At 73.0% G+C, this 20325-nt stretch carries 19 protein-coding genes; 10 read left to right on the top strand and 9 right to left on the bottom strand.

Annotated elements, in window-relative coordinates:
* Positions 1-72: 72 nt before the first annotated feature.
* The 5 genes from ABTY62_RS27930 to ABTY62_RS27910 form a co-directional block, all read right to left on the bottom strand.
* Positions 73-870, bottom strand: coding sequence for a glucose 1-dehydrogenase (locus ABTY62_RS27930; RefSeq protein WP_352132159.1), 798 nt, complete (start codon positions 868-870; stop codon positions 73-75).
* Positions 867-2384 carry an FGGY-family carbohydrate kinase gene (locus ABTY62_RS27925; protein WP_352132158.1) on the bottom strand — a complete coding sequence of 506 codons (1518 nt, stop codon included), beginning with the start codon at positions 2382-2384 and terminating at the stop codon, positions 867-869. Before ABTY62_RS27925 ends, ABTY62_RS27930 begins: the two co-directional genes overlap by 4 nt.
* Positions 2371-3357: a transketolase family protein gene (locus ABTY62_RS27920; protein WP_352132157.1), complete on the bottom strand. Its 987-nt coding sequence runs from the start codon at positions 3355-3357 to the stop codon at positions 2371-2373. Before ABTY62_RS27920 ends, ABTY62_RS27925 begins: the two co-directional genes overlap by 14 nt.
* A complete protein-coding gene (locus ABTY62_RS27915; RefSeq protein ID WP_352132156.1) occupies positions 3354-4235 on the bottom strand; it encodes a transketolase in 882 nt (293 codons plus the stop codon). Before ABTY62_RS27915 ends, ABTY62_RS27920 begins: the two co-directional genes overlap by 4 nt.
* Positions 4236-4516: 281 nt before the next feature.
* Positions 4517-6235, bottom strand: a complete 1719-nt coding sequence (locus ABTY62_RS27910; protein WP_352132155.1) for a helix-turn-helix domain-containing protein — start codon at positions 6233-6235, stop codon at positions 4517-4519.
* Positions 6236-6485: 250 nt separating this feature from the next.
* Between ABTY62_RS27910 and dnaK the strand changes: the two genes are divergently transcribed.
* The 6 genes from dnaK to ABTY62_RS27880 are packed head-to-tail and all read left to right on the top strand — an operon-like array spanning position 6486 to position 13285.
* Positions 6486-8387, top strand: coding sequence for a molecular chaperone DnaK (dnaK, locus tag ABTY62_RS27905; RefSeq protein WP_352132154.1), 1902 nt, complete (start codon positions 6486-6488; stop codon positions 8385-8387).
* 9 nt (positions 8388-8396) lie between these two features.
* The gene (locus ABTY62_RS27900; RefSeq protein WP_352132153.1) at positions 8397-9008 is read left to right on the top strand and encodes a nucleotide exchange factor GrpE; all 612 of its coding nucleotides are present in this window, start codon (positions 8397-8399) and stop codon (positions 9006-9008) included.
* Between the two features lie 6 nt (positions 9009-9014).
* Positions 9015-9986 (top strand): DnaJ C-terminal domain-containing protein, encoded by a 972-nt coding sequence (locus ABTY62_RS27895; protein WP_352132152.1) that lies wholly within the window; start codon positions 9015-9017, stop codon positions 9984-9986.
* Complete coding sequence (locus ABTY62_RS27890; RefSeq protein ID WP_352132151.1) at positions 9983-10351, top strand: chaperone modulator CbpM; 369 nt, start codon at positions 9983-9985, stop codon at positions 10349-10351. The genes ABTY62_RS27895 and ABTY62_RS27890 overlap by 4 nt, the downstream gene beginning before the upstream one ends.
* Complete coding sequence (gene clpB / locus ABTY62_RS27885) at positions 10342-12981, top strand: ATP-dependent chaperone ClpB (RefSeq protein ID WP_352132150.1); 2640 nt, start codon at positions 10342-10344, stop codon at positions 12979-12981. Before ABTY62_RS27890 ends, clpB begins: the two co-directional genes overlap by 10 nt.
* A gap of 40 nt (positions 12982-13021) precedes the next feature.
* Positions 13022-13285, top strand: coding sequence for a UBP-type zinc finger domain-containing protein (locus ABTY62_RS27880; RefSeq protein ID WP_311725541.1), 264 nt, complete (start codon positions 13022-13024; stop codon positions 13283-13285).
* Positions 13286-13340: 55 nt separating this feature from the next.
* Here the strand turns inward: ABTY62_RS27880 and ABTY62_RS27875 are convergent, their stop codons facing one another.
* From ABTY62_RS27875 to rpmG, 3 genes are read right to left on the bottom strand one after another with little or no spacing between them, the layout of a single operon-like run.
* Positions 13341-14477: a CobW family GTP-binding protein gene (locus tag ABTY62_RS27875; protein WP_352132149.1), complete on the bottom strand. Its 1137-nt coding sequence runs from the start codon at positions 14475-14477 to the stop codon at positions 13341-13343.
* Positions 14474-14731: a type B 50S ribosomal protein L31 gene (locus ABTY62_RS27870; RefSeq protein ID WP_352132148.1), complete on the bottom strand. Its 258-nt coding sequence runs from the start codon at positions 14729-14731 to the stop codon at positions 14474-14476. Before ABTY62_RS27870 ends, ABTY62_RS27875 begins: the two co-directional genes overlap by 4 nt.
* A gap of 5 nt (positions 14732-14736) precedes the next feature.
* Entirely contained in the window at positions 14737-14901 is a 165-nt protein-coding gene (gene rpmG, locus ABTY62_RS27865; RefSeq protein ID WP_216346459.1) for a 50S ribosomal protein L33, read from the bottom strand.
* Between the two features lie 85 nt (positions 14902-14986).
* On the opposite strand from rpmG, the gene rpmB reads away from it, so the two are divergent.
* Together rpmB and rpsN are read left to right on the top strand one after the other, a co-directional pair.
* Positions 14987-15223 (top strand): 50S ribosomal protein L28, encoded by a 237-nt coding sequence (gene rpmB, locus ABTY62_RS27860; RefSeq protein ID WP_352132147.1) that lies wholly within the window; start codon positions 14987-14989, stop codon positions 15221-15223.
* Positions 15223-15528: a 30S ribosomal protein S14 gene (gene rpsN / locus ABTY62_RS27855; RefSeq protein ID WP_352132146.1), complete on the top strand. Its 306-nt coding sequence runs from the start codon at positions 15223-15225 to the stop codon at positions 15526-15528. The genes rpmB and rpsN overlap by 1 nt, the downstream gene beginning before the upstream one ends.
* 78 nt (positions 15529-15606) lie before the next feature.
* On the opposite strand, the gene ABTY62_RS27850 is transcribed toward rpsN, so the two are convergent.
* Positions 15607-16284: a helix-turn-helix transcriptional regulator gene (locus tag ABTY62_RS27850; protein ID WP_352132145.1), complete on the bottom strand. Its 678-nt coding sequence runs from the start codon at positions 16282-16284 to the stop codon at positions 15607-15609.
* Positions 16285-16752: 468 nt separating this feature from the next.
* On the opposite strand from ABTY62_RS27850, the gene ABTY62_RS27845 reads away from it, so the two are divergent.
* Together ABTY62_RS27845 and ABTY62_RS27840 are read left to right on the top strand one after the other, a co-directional pair.
* A complete protein-coding gene (locus ABTY62_RS27845) occupies positions 16753-18747 on the top strand; it encodes an ATP-binding protein (protein ID WP_352132144.1) in 1995 nt (664 codons plus the stop codon).
* A gap of 130 nt (positions 18748-18877) precedes the next feature.
* Complete coding sequence (locus ABTY62_RS27840; protein WP_352132143.1) at positions 18878-20317, top strand: RICIN domain-containing protein; 1440 nt, start codon at positions 18878-18880, stop codon at positions 20315-20317.
* The last annotated feature ends 8 nt before the right edge of the window (positions 20318-20325 follow it).

The raw sequence follows: 20325 nt of genomic DNA, 5'->3' as shown, positions 1-20325 counted from the left end.
ATATCCGACTCGAGAGGGGCGTCATGGACCGCGTGTCCGGCGAGCGACGTGGTCGTCGTGCCAGGTCGCGCGCTAGTTCATGAACATCCCGCCGTCGACGTTGATCGTCTGGCCGGTGATGTACCCGGCCTCCTCGGAGGCCAGGAACAGCAGCAGGTTGGCGACGTCGTCATGGGTGCCGGCGCGCCCCAGCGGGATGCCCGCGACCCACTCGTCCATCAGCTCGCCCGGCCCGTAGCCGCCGAGCAGCCGGCCCCACTCCCGGTCGTTGTAGTCCCACATCTCGCTGCCGACGATGCCGGGGCAGTAGGCGTTCACCGTGATCCGGTCCCCGGCCAGCTCCTTCGCCAGGCTCTGGGTCAGCCCCACGACCCCGAATTTGCTGGCCGCGTAGTGCGGCGTATAGATGAAGCCCTGGCGGGCCTGGCCCGAGGCGGCGTTGAGGATGCGCCCTCCGTGTCCCTGCCGTCGCATGATCCCGGCGGCGGCCTGGGCACACAGGAACACACCGGTGGTGTTGACGGCGAGGACCTTCTGCCAGTCGTCGAGGGTCAGGTCCTCGAGACGGCTGATGGTGATGACACCCGCGTTGTTCACCAGGACGTCCAGGCGTCCCCAGGTCGTTTCGGCGAGCGCGAAGGCGCGGGCCACGTCGTCGGCGGAGGTCACATCGGCGCGGACGCCGAGCACACGGCCCGACGGGCTCTCGGCCGCCACTTCCTCGGCCGCCTCCTCGACGGCCGGCGACGCGTCCACCATCAGGACACCGGCGCCCTCCGCGGCGAACCGCGCGGCGATCCCGCGGCCGATGCCACGGGCCGCTCCCGTGACGACGACGCTCTTTCCTTCGAATCGGCTGGACTTGTTCATGATGCTTTCTCTCCGGCGTCCGAAGGGTGCGAGGTGTTCTGTGGGGCCGCGGCGGCCCGGAGGCGTGCGCGCCGCACCGTGGTGTGCCAGTGCGCGCGGCGGGCCGCCCTGCTGTCGGCGTCCTCGGCCGGTGTGTAGAGGTCTCTCGGGCGGTTCAGCCGTTCCAGGTCGGCCCTGCTCCACACGCCGCCGCCGAGCCCTGCCAGATGGGCGGCGCCCAGGGCCGACAGGTCGCGGGCCCGGGCGCGTTCGACCGCGCGGCCGCTGGTGTCCGCCTGCAACTGCATCAGCAGCGGGTTGTCGGTGGGGCCGCCGTCCGCGAGCAGCCGGACCACGGGGCCGATGTCCTCTTCGACCGCCGCCACCACGTCCTCGACCTGGAAGGCGATCGACTCCAGCGCGGCCCGCGCGAGGTGCGGGGCGCCGGTGCCCAGCGTGACGCCGCTGATCAGGCCGACGGCCTCGTCGTCCCACCAGGGCGCGCCGAGCCCGCCGAAGGCCGGGACGATGACCACGCCGTCGCTGCTGTCCGCGGCCAGGGTGGCCAGCGCGGACGGGTCGGTGCCGAGGAGCCCGGCCAGCCAGGTCAGGGTGGCCCCGGTGGAGCGGATGTTGCCCTCCACGGCCCAGGCCGGGCCGTCGACGTCCCAGGCGACGGTCAGGCACATCCCGGTGGACAGGGGGGTGTCGGGCGAGGTGAGCGCCATGACCGAGGAGCCGGTGCCGTAGGTCGCCTTGACCGTGCCGCGCTGCCATCCGGCGTGTGCGAACAGCGCCGCGTGCGAGTCGCCGAGGACCGCGGTGACGGGGACGCCGTCCGGCAGCGGCCCCAGGCCGCCCGCGGTGGGAAACGGCCCCTGCGAGGACACCACGCGGGGCAGCACCTCCGGCGGCACGTCGAACAGTTCCATGAGCCGCTCGTCCCAGGTGAGGCGGCGCACGTCGAGCAGTTGGGTGCGGGCGGCGTTGCCCACCTCGATGAGGTGTTCGCCACCCAGCTTGTACAGCAGCCAGGAGTCCACCGTGCCCAGGCAGAGTTCACCGCGGCGGCTGCGCCGGCGCTCGGGGTCGTGGTGGTCCAGGAGCCAGGCGGCCTTCGGCGCCGAGAACATCGGGTCCAGCGGCAGGCCGCTGATGTCACGGACCGTCCGGGCGGAGTCCACGGCCCGCAGCAGGGCGGGGCTCTGGGCCGTGCGCTTGTCCAGCCAGCTCAGCAGCGGGCTCAGCGGGGTCCCGGTGGCCCGCTCCCACAGGAGCAGCGACTCGCGCTGGGTGCTGAGGCCGACGGCGGCGACCCGCCCGGCGTCCTGGCCGTCCAGACACCGGGCGACCGCCAGACGGCAGCTCTCCCAGATGTCCTCGGCCGACTGCTCCACCCAGCCGGGCGCGGGGGTGGACAGGGCGACGGGCGCGGACCCGTGCGCGACGATGTCTCCGCGCACGTCGACCAGGATCGCCTTGGTCGCGCTGGTGCCCTGGTCCACGGCCAGGACGAGCGGCTCAGCCGTGCTCATGCGCCCCACCGGGGTTCATGGCCATCAGCTCGCGCACGGCGGCCGCGATGCCGTCGGCGGTCAGCCCGAAGTGTTCCAGCAGGAAGGCGGCGCTTCCGGTCGGCGCGAACTCCCGGTTCACGCCCAGGATCCGCATGGGCACGGGGTGGTTCTGCGCCACCACGCCGGCCACCGCGGCGCCGAGGCCGCCCGTGGTGGTCGCCTCCTCGGCGGTGACGATGCCCCGGGTCTCCCGGGCCGCCCGCAGGACCGCTTCGACGTCCAGCGGTTCGACGAAGGTCATGTTCAGCACCCGCACCCCGATGCCCTCGGCCCGCAGCGTCTCGGCCGCGGCCAGGGCCCGGGAGACCATCGTCCCCACGGCCATGACGGTGATGTCGGAGCCGTCGGTGAGCTGGACGCTGCGGCCCAGTTCGAACGGCGCGCCGTCGGGGGTGACCGAGGGGACCTTGAACCGCGGGATGCGCAGATAGGTGGGGCCGTCCTGCGCGGCCGCCCAGCGCACGGCGGCGCGGGTCTGGGCCGGGTCGGCGGGCACCACGACGGTCAGGTCGGCGATGGCCCGCATCCACGCCAGGTCCTCGATCGAGTGGTGGGTCGGCCCCAGCTCCCCGTAGGCCATGCCGGGGCTCTGGCCGCACAGCACCACCGGGAGTCCGTTGTAGGCGGCGTCGGTCTTGATCTGCTCGGTGGCCCGGCCGGTGAGAAACGGGCCCGCGGCGCTGACGAAGGGGATGAACCCGCCGATGGCGAGCCCGGCGCCGACACCGACGAGGTCCTGCTCGGCGATCCCGACGTTGATGAGGCGCTCGGGGTAGAGCTCGCGGAAGCGGACGAGGTTGCTGGAGCCGACGGAGTCGTTGCAGACGGCGACGATCCGCTCGTCCTCGGCGGCCATGGCGATGAGTTCGTCCGCGAACGCCTGCCGGCAGTCGTAGGTCCGCGTGGTGTCGGGCATGAGTTCGGCGGTCATCGGCTGAGCTCCTCCAGCGCGGCGTGAACCTGTGCGGCGTCGGGGACCTTGTGGTGCCATTCCACGCGGTCCTCGATGAACGACACGCCCTTCCCCTTGATGGTGCGGGCCACCACGGCGACCGGCCTGCCGGTGGTGGAGGGGCGCAGGGCGGACAGCAGTTGCGCGTGGTCATGGCCGTCGACCTCGCGCGCCTCCCACCCGAAGCTGGTCCATTTGTCGGCGAGCGGCTCCAGTCGCTTGGTGTCCTCGGTGCGGGCGCCCTGCTGAAGGCGGTTGCGGTCGACGATCGCCGTGAGGGAGCCGAGGGAGTAGTGGGCGGCGGTCATCGCGGCCTCCCAGTTGCTGCCCTCCTGCAACTCGCCGTCCCCGAGGACGACGTAGGTGCGGTACGAGGAGCCCGACAGCCTGGCCGCCAGGGCACAGCCGACACCGACGGGGAACCCGTGTCCGAGCGGCCCGGTGTTCGTCTCCACACCCGGCACCTTTCTGCGGTTCGGGTGGCCGTTGAGCGGCGAGAGGGGGGCCATGAAGGTGTCCAGCTCGGAGAGCGGGAAGAAACCGCTGTGGGCGAGCGTGGCGTACAGGGCCGCCGCGCAGTGGCCCTTGCTGAGGATGAACCGGTCGCGGTCGGGCCTGCGCGGCTGCTCGGGGTCGACGTCCAGGACTCCGCCGAACAGGGTCACCAGGATGTCGGTCACCGACAGGTCGCCGCCGATGTGGCCGAGCTGCGCGTGGTCGATCATCTGGACGATGCTGCGGCGCACGTCGGTCGACAGACGCCGGAGGTCGTCGAGATGGCCCACCGGATCGTCTTCGGCGACGCGTCGGCGCCGTGCCCGGAACCGGGCGGCACCCTCGGGGTCTGTGCTGAGCATGTGAGTGTCCTTGATCGCTGACTCTTCGGAGCGTTGGGAGCGTTCGGAGCGTTCGGAGCGGCGGGGCGCCTGCGGCGTCGATCGGAGCGGCGGCAGGGGGCCCGGACCAGGAACAGGGCCTGAGGAGGAGGCCCTTGCGAATAAATATTCACTAATGAATCTCGGTGCTCTAGATACTGGTGGCGTTTCAGCCGCGTGTCAATAGGGTGAATCGGCAGGCCCGAAGGGCCGTCTCGTGTTGCGCGAGGGGGCATGGCCGGCGGTTCGGCCCCGGCCGGAGCTCAGTCCGGGCAGGTCCTCATGATCTTCCAGACCCGGGTGGCCACCTGGAGATTCAGCCGGGTTTCGACGTTGCTGAGGTCGGAACCGCTGATCTCCCGGATCCGCTGGAGCCGGTAGCGCAGGGTGCTGCGGTGCACGACGAGCGCCGCCGCGGTCCGGCTGTAGTTGCCGCCGCAGTCGAAGTACTGGGAGAGGGTCGGCACCAGGTCCGTCCGGTGCGCGGAGTCGTAGTCGAGCAGCGGCCCCAGCCACTCCCGGACGAAACCCTCGACCTCCTGGTAGTCGTTGCCGGCCCGCAGGATCCGGTAGAGGCCCAGGTCCTCGAAGAAGGTCGTGCCGTACGCGGTGGGCGAGCGCCGCCGCACCTCCAGCGCCCGCAGCGCCTCCCGGTAGGAACGCGGGATCTCGCCCGGGGAGTCACAGCGGGCGCCCACGCCGACGGCCCCGCCCGGCGTCCCGGCCTCCCGGCTCAGCGCGGCGTGCAGATCGTCTCCGGCCGGCCTGCCGTCGGCCACCAGGACCACCGCGCCCGACCGGCGGGCGAGCAGCGACCGCAGGCCCACGGCAGCCGCCGACCGGTCGACGGCGGCGGCGAAGGAGGCGTCGGCCGCCCGCTCCGCCCACCGCACCGCGACCACATAGTGCGGCCCGTGCAGATCGTGGCCGAGCGCCTGGGCGCGGGCGTAGGCGCTCGCGTCGTCCGTGCCGGCCAGCAGGTCCTCCACCAGATCGCGCCGCAGCCGCAGCTCCACCTCCGCCAGGGTGCGCTGGTGCGCCAGTTCCAGGGCGAGCGACGCCGTGGCGTGGCCGAGGGCGAGCCGGGCGCGCTCGTCGGCCCGCTCCCCGGGGTCGATCAGGAACAGCGCGCCCAGCACCTCGCCCTGCGGGGCGGCGACCGCGAGCAGGCGCTCCCTGACCCGCACCGGGCGCCCGCACCTGGCGGTGTCCCGCAGCAGCTCCTCGTGGCGGGCCGGGTCGGGCCGGGGATACGGGTCCGGGCGCCCGGGCCCCGCCCAGGCCCGCGGATTGCCGAACCGGTCCTCGACGCCCGCCGCCAGCCCGGTGATCTTGTGCAGCGCCTCCGCGATGCCCGCCTCGCCGTCTCCGTGCAGGGCCGCCCGGCGGAGGGTGTCGAGGACCCCTCGCTCGTGTTCGAGGTCGGACCGCGAGGACTCCAGCCGCTCCCGGACGGCCTGCTGCTCGGCCCGCGCCCGGCGCAGCTCGGCCGCCCGCTCCCGCTCCCGCCGGTGCGCGGCCGCGCCGGCCAGGGCCGCCGCGGTCTGCCGGGCCAGCACGGTGAGCCAGAAGCGGTCGTCCTCGCCGGGCGGCACCCCCGAGCTCACCACGAGCTGCCCGCGCAGACCGCCCGGTTCGCGCAGCGCGTACGCCCAGCCCCAGGCCTGCCCGGGGAGGCGCACCGGCCCGTCCCGCCCGCCCAGTTCCCGGACCCGCTCGTCGAGGGCGGCGGCCGCGATGCCGTCGGCCCCGGCGGCCCCGTCGTCGTGGCAGCGGGTCAGCGCGCCGCCGACCACGAGGAACCCGGCCTCGGCCCGCCCCGGCCCGAGGGCCGCGACCTGCGCCATCGCCCGGTGCAGGATCTCCGTCTCGTCCCGGCTGTCGAACATGGCGGTGGAGCAGAGCAGCAGCCCCCGCGCCCGGGGACTCAGGGAACGGTCCCGAGCCCCGCGCTCGTCCCGGGTGAAGGCTGTTGAGGTCATGCCGTCGCTCCGCCCGCGTTCGGAAGAGAACGAGTCCGGACTCGCGGGTACCCGCCGGGCGGGGCGGTCACCGCTGCGGCCGCGCTCCGCCTGTACCCGCAGGTCCACCCTAAGCGTGGTTTTTGGGCCCCGCAGGCGCAGGCGGGCCGGGGCCCCGTTTTGCCAGGCTGGGCGCGTCGGCGCCGGAAGACGGGTTCGTTCCGCGGTTGTGCGCTACGCGCGGTGCCGCCGCCTCGCGAAGGAGTTCCTCATGGCCAAGGCAGTCGGAATCGATCTGGGCACCACCAACTCGGTGATCGCGGCGTGGGAAGGCGGCGAGGCGGCGGTCGTGCCCAGCTCGGAAGGCAGTCGCACGACCCCGTCCGTGGTGGCCTTCACCGACACCGGCGAGCGGCTGGTGGGCCAGCTGGCCAGGCGCCAGGCGATCCTCAACCCCAAGGGCACCATCTACTCGGCCAAGCGCTTCGTCGGCCGGCACTACGACGAGGTGTCGGACGAGGCCAAGGCCGTGGCCTATGACGTCGTCGGCGGCGAGGGCGGTGTCGCGCGCTTCAACGTGCGCGACAAGCTGTACTCCCCCGAGGAGATCAGCGCCCTGGTACTGCGCAAGCTCGCCGACGACGCCGCGAAGCAGCTGGGGGAACGGGTCACCGAGGCGGTCATCACGGTGCCCGCCTACTTCAACGACGCCCAGCGCACGGCGACCAAGGACGCGGGCCGGATCGCGGGCCTGGAGGTGCTGCGGATCATCAACGAGCCCACCGCGGCCGCCCTGGCGTACGGCATGGACAAGAAGCAGCACGAGACGGTGCTCGTGTTCGACCTGGGCGGCGGCACCTTCGACGTGTCCGTCCTGGACGTCGGGGACGGCGTGGTGGAGGTCCGCTCCACCGCGGGCGACAGCCACCTGGGCGGCGACGACTTCGACCGCCGGCTCGTCGACCACCTCGCCGACAAGTTCCAGCAGACCGACGGCATCGACCTGCGCCGGGACCCGCAGGCGCTCCAGCGGCTCTTCGAGGCCGCGGAGAAGGCGAAGACCGAGCTGAGTTCGGTGACGCAGACGCAGGTCAACCTGCCGTTCATCACCGCCGACGCCGCGGGGCCCAAGCATCTGACCGAGTCGGTCATGCGGTCCACCTTCGAGCAGATCACGGCCGATCTGGTGGAGCGGTGCCTCGGCCCGGTCGAGCAGGCCATGGCCGACGCCAAGGTCGGCGGGACGGACATCGACGAGGTGATCCTGGTCGGCGGCTCGACCCGGATGCCCGCGGTGCAGGCCCTGGTGCGCCGGCTGACCGGCGGCAAGGAGCCCAATATGAGCGTGAACCCCGACGAGGTCGTGGCGCTGGGCGCGGCGATCCAGGCCGGGGTGCTCAAGGGCGAGGTCAAGGACGTGCTGCTGCTGGATGTCACCCCGCTGTCGCTGGGCGTGGAGACCCGCGGGGGCGTCATGACGAAGATCATCGAGCGGAACACCACGATCCCGGTGCGCCGCACCGAGACCTTCTCCACGGCCGAGGACAGCCAGCAGGCCGTCGACATCGTGGTGCTCCAGGGCGAGCGGGAGCGGGCCGCGGACAACCGGGGGCTCGGCCGCTTCCAGCTGACCGACATCCGCCCGGCGCCGCGCGGCGAGCCGCAGATCGAGGTCGTCTTCGACATCGACGCCAACGGCATCCTCAACGTCACCGCCCGCGACCGCGACACCGGCAAGGAACAGTCCATCACCATCAGCGAGACCGGCAACCTCGACCGCGGCGAGGTGGACCGCATGGTCCAGGAGGCCGAGCGCAACCGGGGCGAGGACCAGGCGCTGCGCGAGGCCGTGGACGCCCGCAACGAGCTGGACGCGATCGCGTACCAGGTCGAGAAGCGCCTCGCCGAGCTGGGCGACGCGGCGCCCTCCCATGAGAAGGCGCGCGCCGAGATGCTGGTGGGCGATGCCCGCGAGGCGGTCAGGAACGAGGCCGGCGTGGACCGGACCAGGCCGCTGAGCTCCGAGCTCCAGCAGGTCCACGCGGGCCTGGCCGCGCATGCGACGGCGGGCGCGGGAGCGGGCCCGGGGCCGGACACGGGCGCGGGGGCCGGACAGGCCCGGCCCGGTGGAGACGACGAGGACGTCGTCGACGCCGAGTTCGACAAGGGGTAGGCGGCCGCCATGTCCCACCGTCCGCAGCAGCCCGACCCGGTGCCCGAGGGCGCCGTGCCGGAGCCCGGCCAGGACCTTCCCGCTCCGGGCGCCGCCGAGGCGCGGGGTGGGGAGGGGCCCGGCCCGGACGCCGCCGGCGGCCCCGCACTCGCCGCCGACGACGCCGCAGCCGAGGCCGAGGCCGCCGAGCAAGCCGCGGCCCTGGCGGAGCTCGAGGACCGGTGGCGCCGCGCCCTGGCCGACCTGGACAATCTGCGCAAGCGCCAGGCCAGGGAGATGGAGCGGGAGCGGGCCGCCGAGCGGGCCCGTACGGCCGCGGCGCTGCTGCCCGTCATCGACAACCTCGAACTCGCCCTCTCCCACGCCGAGGCCGACCCCGGCACCATCGTGGAAGGCGTCAGGGCCGTGCGCGACCAGGCCGTGGACGCCCTCGCCCGGCTCGGCTACGAGCGGCGGGCCGAGACGGGGGTGCCGTTCGACCCGGCCCGCCACGAGGTGGTGGGGGTGGTCGACGACCCCGAGGCGGAGCCGGGGACGGTGGTCCAGGTGCTGCGCCCCGGTTACGGGGACACCGGCAACCAACTGCGGCCGGTGGCCGTCACCGTGGCCAGGCGGGGGTGACCGGCCATGGCACGGGACTACTACGAGGTGCTGGGGGTCTCGCGGGGCGCGAGCCCCGAGGAGATCCAGCAGGCGTACCGCAGTCTGGCCCGCAAGCACCACCCGGACGTCAACAAGGACCCCGCGGCCGAGGAGCGGTTCAAGGAGCTCAACGAGGCCTACAGCGTGCTCTCCGACCCCGGCACCCGGGCCCGCTACGACCGGTTCGGCGAGGACTTCCGCAAGATCCCGGAGGACTGGGAGGAGCGGGTCGGCGCCGGAGCCGGGGGTGGCGCCGGTGGCGGCTTCCGGTCCTGGACGACCTCGGGGGACGGCGGCCGGGTGCGGTTCGTCCGTGGCTTCGGCGAGGACGCCCAGGGCGCGGGCGCCGACTTCGAGGACCTGTTCGGCGCGTTCTTCGGCGGCGGCGGCGCACGGCCCGGAGCCGGGCGCGTCCGTGTGCCCGGGGCCGACCAGGAGGCCGAGCTGCCGCTCACCGTGGAGGACGCCTACCGCGGCGGCCGCCGCACCGTCACCCTGGCCGGCCCCTCGGGGCAGCGCGGCTACCAGGTCGATGTCCCCGCGGGCGTCACCGACGGGCAGCGCGTCCGGCTTGCCGGGCAGGGCGGCCGCGGCAGCGGTGACGCCCCCGCCGGGGACCTGTATCTGCGGGTGCGGATCCAGCCCCATCCGCGGTTCCGGCTGGACGGCCGGAACGTCCACGTCACGCTCCCGGTGACGCCCTGGGAGGCGGCGCTCGGCGCGACCGTCCCCGTGCCCACCCCGGGCGGCACGGCGAAGGTGTCGGTCCCCGGCGGGTCCTCCAGCGGCCGCCGGCTGCGGCTGCGCGGCGAGGGTTTGCCGAACCCCGGCGGCCAGAGCGGCCATCTCTACGCCGAGATCCGCGTCATGGTGCCGCCCCACCCCACCGACCGGGAGCGCGAGCTGTTCGAAGAGCTCGCCGCCACCTCCTCCTTCGACCCCAGGAGCGCGCCATGAACACCCACGCGCCGAAGGAGCGGGCGGCCGCGCGGTCCGCGCCCGTGGCCTCCGTCCAGTACGCGCTGGTGCCCGCGCGCCGGCTCACCCTGGAGACCGTGGCCAGCCGCGCCGGGCTCCACCCCGAACTGGTCCGGCGCTTCGTCGCCCTCGGCCTGGTCGAGGCCGAGCGTGACGCGGCGGGACGGCTGGTGTTCCCCGAGGCCGCCCCGGCGACGCTGGCCCGTGTGGAGCGGCTGCGCACCGGGCTGTGTCTGAACTACGCATCCATCGGCCTGGTGCTCGACCTGCTCGACCGCATCGGCCGGCTCGAGGCCGCGCTGCGCCGCGGCGGCGCGAGGAGTGATGAACCCCCATGGACATGAACCGCCTCACCCAGAAGTCCCAGGAAGCCGTCCAGGACGCCCAGACCAGGGCCCTGCGGCTCGGCCAGACCGAGGTCGACGGCGAACACCTGCTGCTGGCGCTCCTCGACCAGCCCGAGGGGCTGGTGCCCCGGCTGGTCGACCAGGTGGGCGCCGACCCCGCGACGCTGCGCACCATGCTGGAGGCCGACCTGGCCCGCAGGCCGAAGGTCACCGGCCCCGGCGCCGCCCCCGGGCAGGTCTTCATCACCCAGCGCCTGGCCAGGCTGCTGGACACCGCCGAGCAGGAGGCCAAGCGGCTCAAGGACGAGTACGTCTCGGTGGAACACCTCGTCCTGGCGCTCACCGACGAGGGGGCCGCCACCCCGGCCGGGCGGGTGCTCAAGGAGCACGGCGTCACCAAGGAGGCGTTCCTGAACGCCCTCACCCAGGTCCGCGGCAGCCAGCGGGTCACCTCCGCCAACCCCGAGGTGGCGTACGAGGCCCTGGAGAAATACGGCCGTGACCTGGTGGCCGAGGCCCGCACGGGCAAGCTGGACCCGGTCATCGGCCGGGACGCCGAGATCCGCCGGGTCATCCAGATCCTCAGCCGCAAGTCGAAGAACAACCCGGTGCTCATCGGCGACCCCGGGGTCGGCAAGACCGCCATCGTCGAGGGCCTGGCCCAGCGCATCGTGCGCGGGGACGTGCCCGAAGGGCTGCGCGACAAGACCATCTTCGCCCTCGACATGGGGTCCCTGGTGGCCGGGGCGAAGTACCGCGGGGAGTTCGAGGAGCGGCTGAAGGCCGTGCTCAGCGAGGTCAAGGCCGCCTCGGGCAGGATCCTGCTGTTCGTCGACGAGCTGCACACCGTGGTCGGCGCCGGGGCGGCCGAGGGCGCCATGGACGCGGGGAACATGCTCAAGCCCATGCTGGCCCGCGGCGAGCTGCACATGATCGGCGCCACCACCCTCGACGAGTACCGCAAGCACATCGAGAAGGACGCCGCGCTGGAGCGCCGCTTCCAGCAGGTGCTGGTGGACGAGCCGTCCGTGGAGGACACCATCTCGATCCTGCGCGGTCTGCGGGAACGTCTGGAGGTTTTCCACGGCGTCAAGATCCAGGACACCGCCCTGGTCTCCGCCGCCACCCTGAGCCACCGCTACATCAGCGACCGGTTCCTGCCGGACAAGGCCATCGACCTCGTCGACGAGGCATGCGCCCGGCTGCGCACCGAGATCGACTCCATGCCCGCCGAGCTGGACGAGATCACCCGCCGGGTCACCCGGCTGGAGATCGAGGAGGCGGCGCTGTCCAAGGAGACCGACCCGGCCAGCGCGGCGCGGCTGGCGGAGCTGCGCCGGGAACTCGCCGACCTGCGCGCCGACGCGGACGCCAAACACGCCCAGTGGGAGGCCGAGCGGCAGTCCATCCGCCGGGTCCAGGCGCTGCGCAAGGAGCTGGAGGAGGTGCGCCGCGAGGCCGAGGAGGCGGAGCGCGACTACGACCTCAACCGCGCCGCCGAACTGCGCTACGGCAGGCTCCAGGAGCTGGAGCGCCGGCTGGCCGCCGAGGAGGAGCAGCTGGCCGCCAAGCAGGGCCGCCACCGGCTGCTGCGCGAGGTCGTCACCGAGGACGAGATCGCCGACATCGTCTCCGCCTGGACCGGCATCCCCGTCTCCCGGCTCAAGGAGGGCGAACGGGAGAAGCTGCTGCGGCTGGACGAGATCCTGCGGGAGCGGGTCATCGGCCAGGACGAGGCGACCAAGGCGGTCGCCGACGCCATCATCCGGGCCCGCTCGGGGATCCGGGACCCGCGCCGGCCGATCGGGTCGTTCATCTTCCTCGGCCCCACCGGCGTCGGCAAGACCGAACTGGCCAAGACGCTGGCCGCGACCCTGTTCGACACCGAGGAGAACATGGTCCGCCTCGACATGAGCGAGTACCAGGAGCGGCACACCGTCAGCCGGCTGCTCGGCGCGCCGCCCGGATACGTCGGCTACGAGGAGGGCGGCCAGCTCACCGAGGCGGTGCGCCGCAAGCCCTACTCGGTGGTGCTGCTCGACGAGGTCGAGAAGGCGCACACCGACGTCTTCAACACCCTGCTCCAGGTGCTCGACGACGGGCGGATCACCGACGCCCAGGGCCGGGTGGTCGACTTCCGCAACACCATCCTCATCATGACCTCCAACATCGGGTCCGTGTACCTCCTCGACGGCGTCACCTCCGAGGGAGAGCTCAAGCCGGACGCCCGCGGCCTGGTGATGAGCGAGCTGCGCGCGCACTTCCGCCCCGAGTTCCTCAACCGGGTCGACGACATCGTGCTGTTCAAGCCGCTCGGCGAGCCCCAGATCGAGCGGATCGTGGATCTCCAGTTCGAGGAGTTGCGGCAGCGCCTCGCCGAGCGCCGGATCAGCGTCGAGCTCACCGAGGCCGGCCGGCAGGTCATCGCCCACGAGGGCTACGACCCCGTGTACGGGGCGCGGCCGCTGCGCCGCTTCATCTCCCACGAGGTCGAAACCCTCATCGGGCGCGCCCTGTTGAGCGGGGACGTCCAGGACGGCGCGACGGTGCGCGTCGACGCCCAGCACGGGGAGCTGGTGGTCACCTACCGGCAGCCGGAGCTCGCGGGAGCGGGCAGGGCAGGATGAACCCGCAGGAGACGACGTCACGACAGAAAGAGCGAACGACATGGCCACAGAGCGGGACCCGCATCTCTCCATGATCCGCGATGTCACCGCCCGCACCCCCGAGGGCTGCGAGGAGTGCCTGCGTCTCGGGACCCCCTGGGTGCATCTGCGGCTCTGCCTCACCTGCGGCCACGTCGGCTGCTGCGACTCCTCACCGCTCAGGCACGCCCGCGCCCACGCGTTCGCCGAGGAGCACCCGATCATGGAGCCGATGGAGCCGGGTGAGGACTGGCGGTGGTGCTTCGTCCACGAGGCGCTGGTCTGACCGCGGCAACGGCACCCCCTGCGATCGGGTCCTTTCCGCGAGAGCCGGTGGGTGCTCAGGCCACCGGGTCGAGCAAGCCGTCCGGCCCCGCCCCGTACTCGTCGTCGGTGAGCAGACACGAGTCGAGCAGGGTCAGCAGGCCGTCGCGGTCGAGGCCGGGCGAGGTGAAGGTGAGGTGCTGGCGGCGGTCGCCGTGCCATGGGTGCCAGTCCAGCGCGGCGGCGACCCGGCGCTCGGCGGGCACCGTCTCCCAGGCCGCCGCGGGCAGCGCGGCCATCCAGGGTCCGGCCGACTCCACGCACAGCGCGCCGCCCGCCGCGTCCCACGACAGCAGTGTGTCGGGGCGGTCGGCCAGCCAGAAGCGTCCGCGGCTGCGGGCGGCGGCGCAGGTCAGGTCCTCCAGCGCCGCGTAGAGCCGGCCCGGGTGGAAGGGCCGTTCGCGCCGCCAGACCACGGTGGTCACCCCGTGTTCGTCGTGCTCCTGCGGCAGCAGCGCGCACGCCGGATGCTGCCGGGCGGCGGCCGCCGCCACATCGAACCCGGCCAGCAGGGCGGAGCCCAGCGCCGCCTCGTCCGTACGCACCTGTCGGGCGCCGGGCGTGAGCTGGGCGAGCAGCGCGTGGTCGCCGTCGTCCGAGGGCCGGTCGGCCGCGCCGCCCTCGAACACGGCGATCACCGTGGGGTATTCGAGCTGCCGGGCAAAGGTGTCGGCGATGGTGCGCTGATCGCGCGGCGCGGCGGCGAGACCGGCCTCGGCGAGGTCGGCGCCGTCCGTGAGGCAGGGCACGAGGAGGGCCGGGTCGACCGCGGTGGCCACCCCGGTCAGCTCCAGGGGCTCGCCCTCGGCGGCGATGACCGCGGCCATGGCCTGGGGCTCGACGGAGTCCCACAGCTCGACGACGGCCAGCCGGTGGCCGCCGCCGTCGGCCAGCCGCAGCAGTTCGGGGACCAGGTCCTCGCGCAGGGCGCAGCACGCGCAGTCGTTCACCAGGGGCGCGTCGCCCACGCCGAGCAGGCCTCGGCCGTCTCGTACGGTGCGGCGCACGGCGCCGTCGGCGGCGGACGACAGGTCGTGGTGCAGCGCGACGGAGCCTGGCACCGTGCGCAGGATCTCCCGGACGGCGGCGCGCCGGGCGTCGGCGTGCAGCCCGCCCACGATCGCGACGGCGAGCCGCGCCTCGGTCCCGCTCATCGGTTCCCCCGTCCGCGTCCGTAGCGCCGCTCGAAGCGCTCGACGCGGCCCGCCGTGTCCACGACCCGCTGGTTGCCGGTGTAGAAGGGGTGGCTCGCCGAGGAGATCTCTACGTCGATGACCGGGTAGGTGTTGCCGTCCTCCCAGACGACGGTCCTGTCGCTGGTCGCCGTGGAGCGGGTGAGGAAGGCGAAGTCGGCGGCCCGGTCGCGGAAGACGACCGGCCGGTACTCGGGATGGATGCCGGGCTTCATGGCGGTCAGCGCTCCTCGCGGAAGTCGACGTGGCGGCCGGCGATCGGGTCGTACTTGCGCAGGGTCATCCGGTCGGGGTCGTTACGGCGGTTCTTGCGGGTCACATAGGTGTAGCCGGTGCCGGCGGTGGACCGCAGCTTGATGATCGGGCGTAGTTCGTTCCGTGCCATGCCCGACAGCATACATGGAGTTGGTTTTCATTTTCATAAGCGGCTAGGGTGCCACCGTCAGCACCCCACGAGAGCGAGAGGGACCATGTCCGCCCACTGCCAACTCACCGGCCGGCGACCCGGCTTCGGCAACCACGTCTCCCACTCACACCGCCGCACCAAGCGCCGGTTCGACCCCAACATCCAGCGCAAGCGCTACTGGCTGCCGAGCGAGGGCCGTCATGTCCGGCTCACCCTGAGCGCCAAGGGCGTCAAGACCGTCGACGCGATCGGCGTCGAGGCCGCCGTGGCCCGCATCCGCGCCAGGGGAGGGAAGGTCTGATGGCGAAGAAGAGCAAGATCGCCAAGAATGAGCGGCGCCGCGCGATCGTGGCCCGTTACGCCGGGCGCCGCGCCGAGCTGAAGGCGATCATCGCCGCCCCCGGCAGCTCCGACGGGGAACGCGCCACGGCCCAGCGGGAACTGCGCCGTCAGCCACGCGACGCCAGCGCCACCCGGGTGCGCAACCGCGACGCCATCGACGGCCGCCCCCGCGGCCATCTGCGCGCCTTCGGCCTGTCCCGGATCCGCCTGCGCGAACTGGCGCACGCGGGCGAACTCCCCGGGGTGACCAAGAGCAGTTGGTGACCGCCGCTCGGTGACCCGCGTCCCCGCTCGACGCACCGGGACGAGGACGGACGCGGCCGGAGGGGTTCGCGGCCTTCGTCAGGAGATGTAGCCCTCCCGCAGGGCGTACGCCACCGCGTGGGCGCGGTTGCGCAGGCCCAGGCGGGTCGTCAGGCCCTGGATGACGTTCTTCACGGTCCGTTCCGAGTACGAGAGCTTGGCGGCGATCTCTCCGGTGCCCAGCCCCTCCGCGACCAGCCGCAGGACATCGGTCTCACGCGGGGTCAGACCGAGCGGCCGGCCCCCGGGCCGGCCGAGCGTGCCCGGCCGCAGCGCACCGACCTGACTGACCAGTTGGCCGATCAGATCGGCGGGGAGGTCGCCGTCGCCGCGGGAGGCCGCGAGGACCGCCTGGAGCAGTCGGTGTCCGGTGGCCTCGCGGCGCCAGACGATGACCCCGACACCGCACTCGATCACATCGAGCAGCTCGGCCCGGCGGATCAGGCTCGCGACCAGGACCACGCGCAGCCCGGCGTCATGGACGAATCGGCGCAGACCGGCGAGCGTGGCCGCGTCGATCGAGTCGGTGAGCAGCATGACCACATCGCCCGCCCGGGCGTCCGACTTGTCGAGGAGGACGATCTCGGGGTGGTGCCGCAGCTGGCCGATCGCCCCCTCACGGGAGATCGGATCCCGCGCGTGGACGACGACCGAGATTCTGCGCCGGGAGTCCGTCGTCGCCGACCGGGGATCCACCGGCTCTAAAGAGGCGCCCAATGTACTCCCTCTGTCCACCGCGAAACGGACCACGCGATTCCGGTTTTGATCATACGCCAGCCGACATCGACGCCCGCGTACTCAAATCCTTCTTTATCGCTTCGATACCGCCGGTAACCCATACGACAAAAACGCTAGGGAAACACTCGGAAACAGCGCGGCGAAAGTGATCGCCGGGGCGCCCCCGCCACGGCCCCGCCTCCGGCGCCCTTCGCGCGGCGACGGCCGCGCGGCGCTGCCCGAAAGACCAAAACTCGCTGCCCCGATGAACCTGGACCTGCCCAAAGTGCCTCTATAGCGTCGCAGGCGGAGTACCTGGGCTTGTCGCCTGCGCCCTGTGGTGGAGACACCCAGAGGGCCATCCGGTCCCTGTCGGACAACTCACCCCGCACGGCAGCCCTTTCCCTCGTCCCCTGCCGCGCGCGGGCCGAGGGAGGACCCAACGCGTGCTGGCAGGGAAGGATCTCGGTGCACGATCACTCCACGTGGTACAGCCTGCTGGGCCCGGTAGAGGTGACACGGGACGGCACGGCGCTGGCCCTGGGGCCACGGCAGCGACGGGTGCTGCTGATACGACTGCTCATCGAGGACGGCCGGCCGGTCTCCCTGCGCCAACTCTGCCTGGACGTATGGCAGGGCTCCCAGCCGACCGGGGCCGTCTCCTCCGTACGCGCGCACATCAGCAGACTGCGCTCGGTGCTGGAGCCCGTGCGGGGCGGCCGGTCCACGCTGCTGGTCAACGGCCCCGCCGGGTACGCCCTGAAGGTGCCCCGCGAGGCGCGTGACACCACCCGCTTCGAGGAGTCCGTGACACGGGCCCGGGACACCATGCGACGAGGCCAACTCGACGTCGCGCGCAAGGAGATAGAGGGGGCGCTGGGCCTGTGGCGCGGCGAGGCGCTCGGCGAGACCGCCGAACTCGACTTCGCGGCGCGCGAGACGGCCCGGCTCAACACCGCGCGACAGGACGCCATCGAGCTCCAGGCCACCATCCTCATCAAACAGGGCGACCTGGAGCGCGCCATCGGCGTCGCCGAGGGACTCACCATCGGCGCCCCGCTCCGCGAGTCCTCATGGGCGCTGCTGATGCGCGCGCTGTACGGGGCGGGGCGGTCCGTCGAGGCGCTCCGGCAGTACGAGCGGTTCCGCACGTTTCTGGCCCAGGAGCTCGGCCTCGACCCCAGCCCCGGACTGTCGGATCTGCACACCGCCATCCTGCGGCACGACACCCGGGTCCTCGGCGAGCCCCACTCGACCGGACCCGCGGTCACCCTGACCTCCGCCACCCTGCCCGGCGCCGAAGCCGGTCCCGCCGACGCCCCGTTGGTGGGCAGGTCCGAGGAGAGCGCGCGCCTCGCCGCCGTGTTGCGCGCCGCGGGCGCGGGGCGCGGTCAGTGGGCCGTGGTCTCGGGGGAGCCGGGGTCCGGCAAGACGCGGCTGCTGGACCAGGTGTCCGCCTGGGCCGAGCAGGCCGGGTTCGCCGTGGCGCGGGCCAGCGGCGGCCAGGCGCTCAGCGAGAGCCACGGCATCTCCCTGGTGTGCCCCGCCGCCCAGCTCCTGGACGCACTGCGCCGGAAGCGGCCCGGCACCGGCACCGACGACACCCCCGCCGAGACCCGGCCCGACGAGGACCGGCTCGCCGAACTCGTACGGGAACTCAACCGGGGCCCAGCACTGTGCGTCGTCGACGACCTCGACTGGGCGCCACCGGACTTCCACGACCTGCTGCGCCGGCTCACCGCCCTGCTGCGCGACGCCCCGGTCGCCGTGGTGTGCGCCCTGCGGAACGCCGACGACCCCGCGGCCAGCGGGCTGCTCGCGGAGCTGGCCCGCCACGGCGCCACCCGGCTGCACCTGGAGCCGCTGTCCGCCGCGGATGTGGGCGAGTTGCTCGCCGCCCGCGGCGAGCGCTCCTCCGCCGAGGAGGCCGCGGCGCTGCACCGGCGCGGCGAGGGCAACCCCTTCACGCTCGGGGAGTTGCTGAAGCTGCCGCCGGAGCGGCGCGTGGGAGCCGCGGCGCAGGTGCCGGCCGCCGTGCGCAGCGTCGTCCAGGCGCGGCTCGCCGAACTGCCCGCCCCCGCGAGGACGATGCTCACCTACGCCGCCGCCGACGGCCCGCACCTGGACATCGGGTTGCTCGCCGATGTCCAGGGCATGGCGCGGGACCGGCTGCTGCCGCTGATCGACGCCGCCGTCACCGCCCGTGTCCTGGTCTGGGACACGGACCCCGGCCAGCGTGACACCGGGCGCTACCGCTTCCCCGAGCTGGCCCGCGAAGTCGTGTTGGGTACGCTCACCCCGTCCTCCAGACAACTGCTGCACGCCGCGCTCGCCCGCGAGCTGGCAGCCCGGGAAGACACCGACCCGGAGCGGCTCGCCCGGCAACTTCGCGCGGCGGGCCCGATGGCACCGGTGTCGGACCAGGACCGGATCCGCCATCCGTCGCCGGACCAGGGCCGTTGAGCCCGCTCCTGGTTCCGGCGCGATGTCCGGGCCGGTGAGCGCCCGGCCATCCCGTCCCCTCTGCCATCACATCCCCCGTCAAGCCCCCACCGCCACCGGACCCGGGTCCGGTGGCCACGAGGAGAAGCTCATGTCCGATCAGCACCGGACCGGTGACGACTCGACGTCCAGCGGCCAGCCGGCCGCGGCGTTCTTCGCGTCGCCCGAGCCGGAGTCGCCTTCGCCACGCGGTTCCGCGTCCGCGTCCGCTTCCGGCGAATCGTCCGCCACCGCCGAGGCCACCGCCGAGGCCACCGGCAAGGCCGCTGGTTCCGCCGCCGGTGAGAGTGACGACTCGCCCGACGCGGCGACCGTCGAGGAACACCTCACCGGCAAGAAGACATCCGCCGGCACCACCACCGCCGCGCGAGCCGCCTCCTCCTCCGCCTCAGCGCCCACGGACGGCCACGACGAGGCCGATCCCGAGCCCGAGACCGATCCCGAGGTCGATCCCGATCCCGAGGCCGAGACCGAAGCCGAGACCGTGAGCGGTAAGAAGGCGGAATCGGAAGGCCGGTCGGAGGACAGCGCCCGGTCGGAGGAGAGCGCCCCCGCCCCGAAGCCCCGCCGTGGCTGGGGCAGGGTCGCCACGGTGTCCGGCGCCGACGGACGGCCCGACGGGGCCGCCGCGGCCGCCGCCGCCACGACCATCGGCCCCGGTGGCGACTCCCCCGACGCGGACGGCGGCCTCTCCGGCCGCCCGAAGAAGCCCCTCCTCGCCGGCGCCGCCATGGCCGGGGCCATCCTCGTGGCCGTGCCGCTGCTCATCATGGCCACCGGCAAGGACGACGACGAGAGCAAGAAGGTGGCCTCCTCCAGCTCCGCCGACACCGTGCTGGACGACGACGGGGGCCGGGCGGGCGAGTTCGTCGCCGAATCCCCGTCTCCCAAGAAGAGCAAGCCCGAGAAGAAGAAGGAGGAGGAAAAGGAGAAGGAGTCCCCCTCCCCGGCGAAGGAGAAGGCCGCGGACCCGTCACCGCCCAGCTCCTCCCCCACGGCCAAGGAGGAGGAGAAGAAGAAGACCTCCGTGCGCAAGAAGGCCCCCAGCAATCTGCCGGCCGTGCTGACCCGGGTGCTGATCAAGAACAACACCAACGGCACCTGCGTCGACGTCCCCGGCTTCACCAGCGGCAACCCCGACGGCCCGATCCACCAGTCGACCTGCAACAGCAACCCCGACGACAACCAGCTGTGGAACGTGGAGAAGAGGTACGACAGCGCCGGTCCGGGCGGGGTTCCCCTGTTCCAGATCCGCAACGTCATGGACGGCATGTGCCTCGACCTGCCGGATCACGGGGCCGCGGGGAACGCCACCAAGGTGACGGAGTTCCCGTGCGACGGCACGACCGGCGACAACCAGCTGTGGTGGCTGGACAAGCAGGCGGACGGCCGGTTCTGGATCCGCAACTTCGCCAGCAACAACACCTGTCTGGACTCGTACGGGCCGGATGACCAGACGCGCGATCTGATCATCTGGCCGTGCGCACCGGAGAATCTCAACAACCACGAGTGGTACTTCACCCGTTCCTGAGCCCTCGT

This window comes from Streptomyces sp. NPDC097640 (assembly GCF_040302705.1).
Lineage (GTDB): Bacteria > Actinomycetota > Actinomycetes > Streptomycetales > Streptomycetaceae > Streptomyces.
The sequence above is the reverse complement of the archived record's forward strand: the minus strand, read 5'-3'. Positions and strand labels throughout refer to the sequence as shown.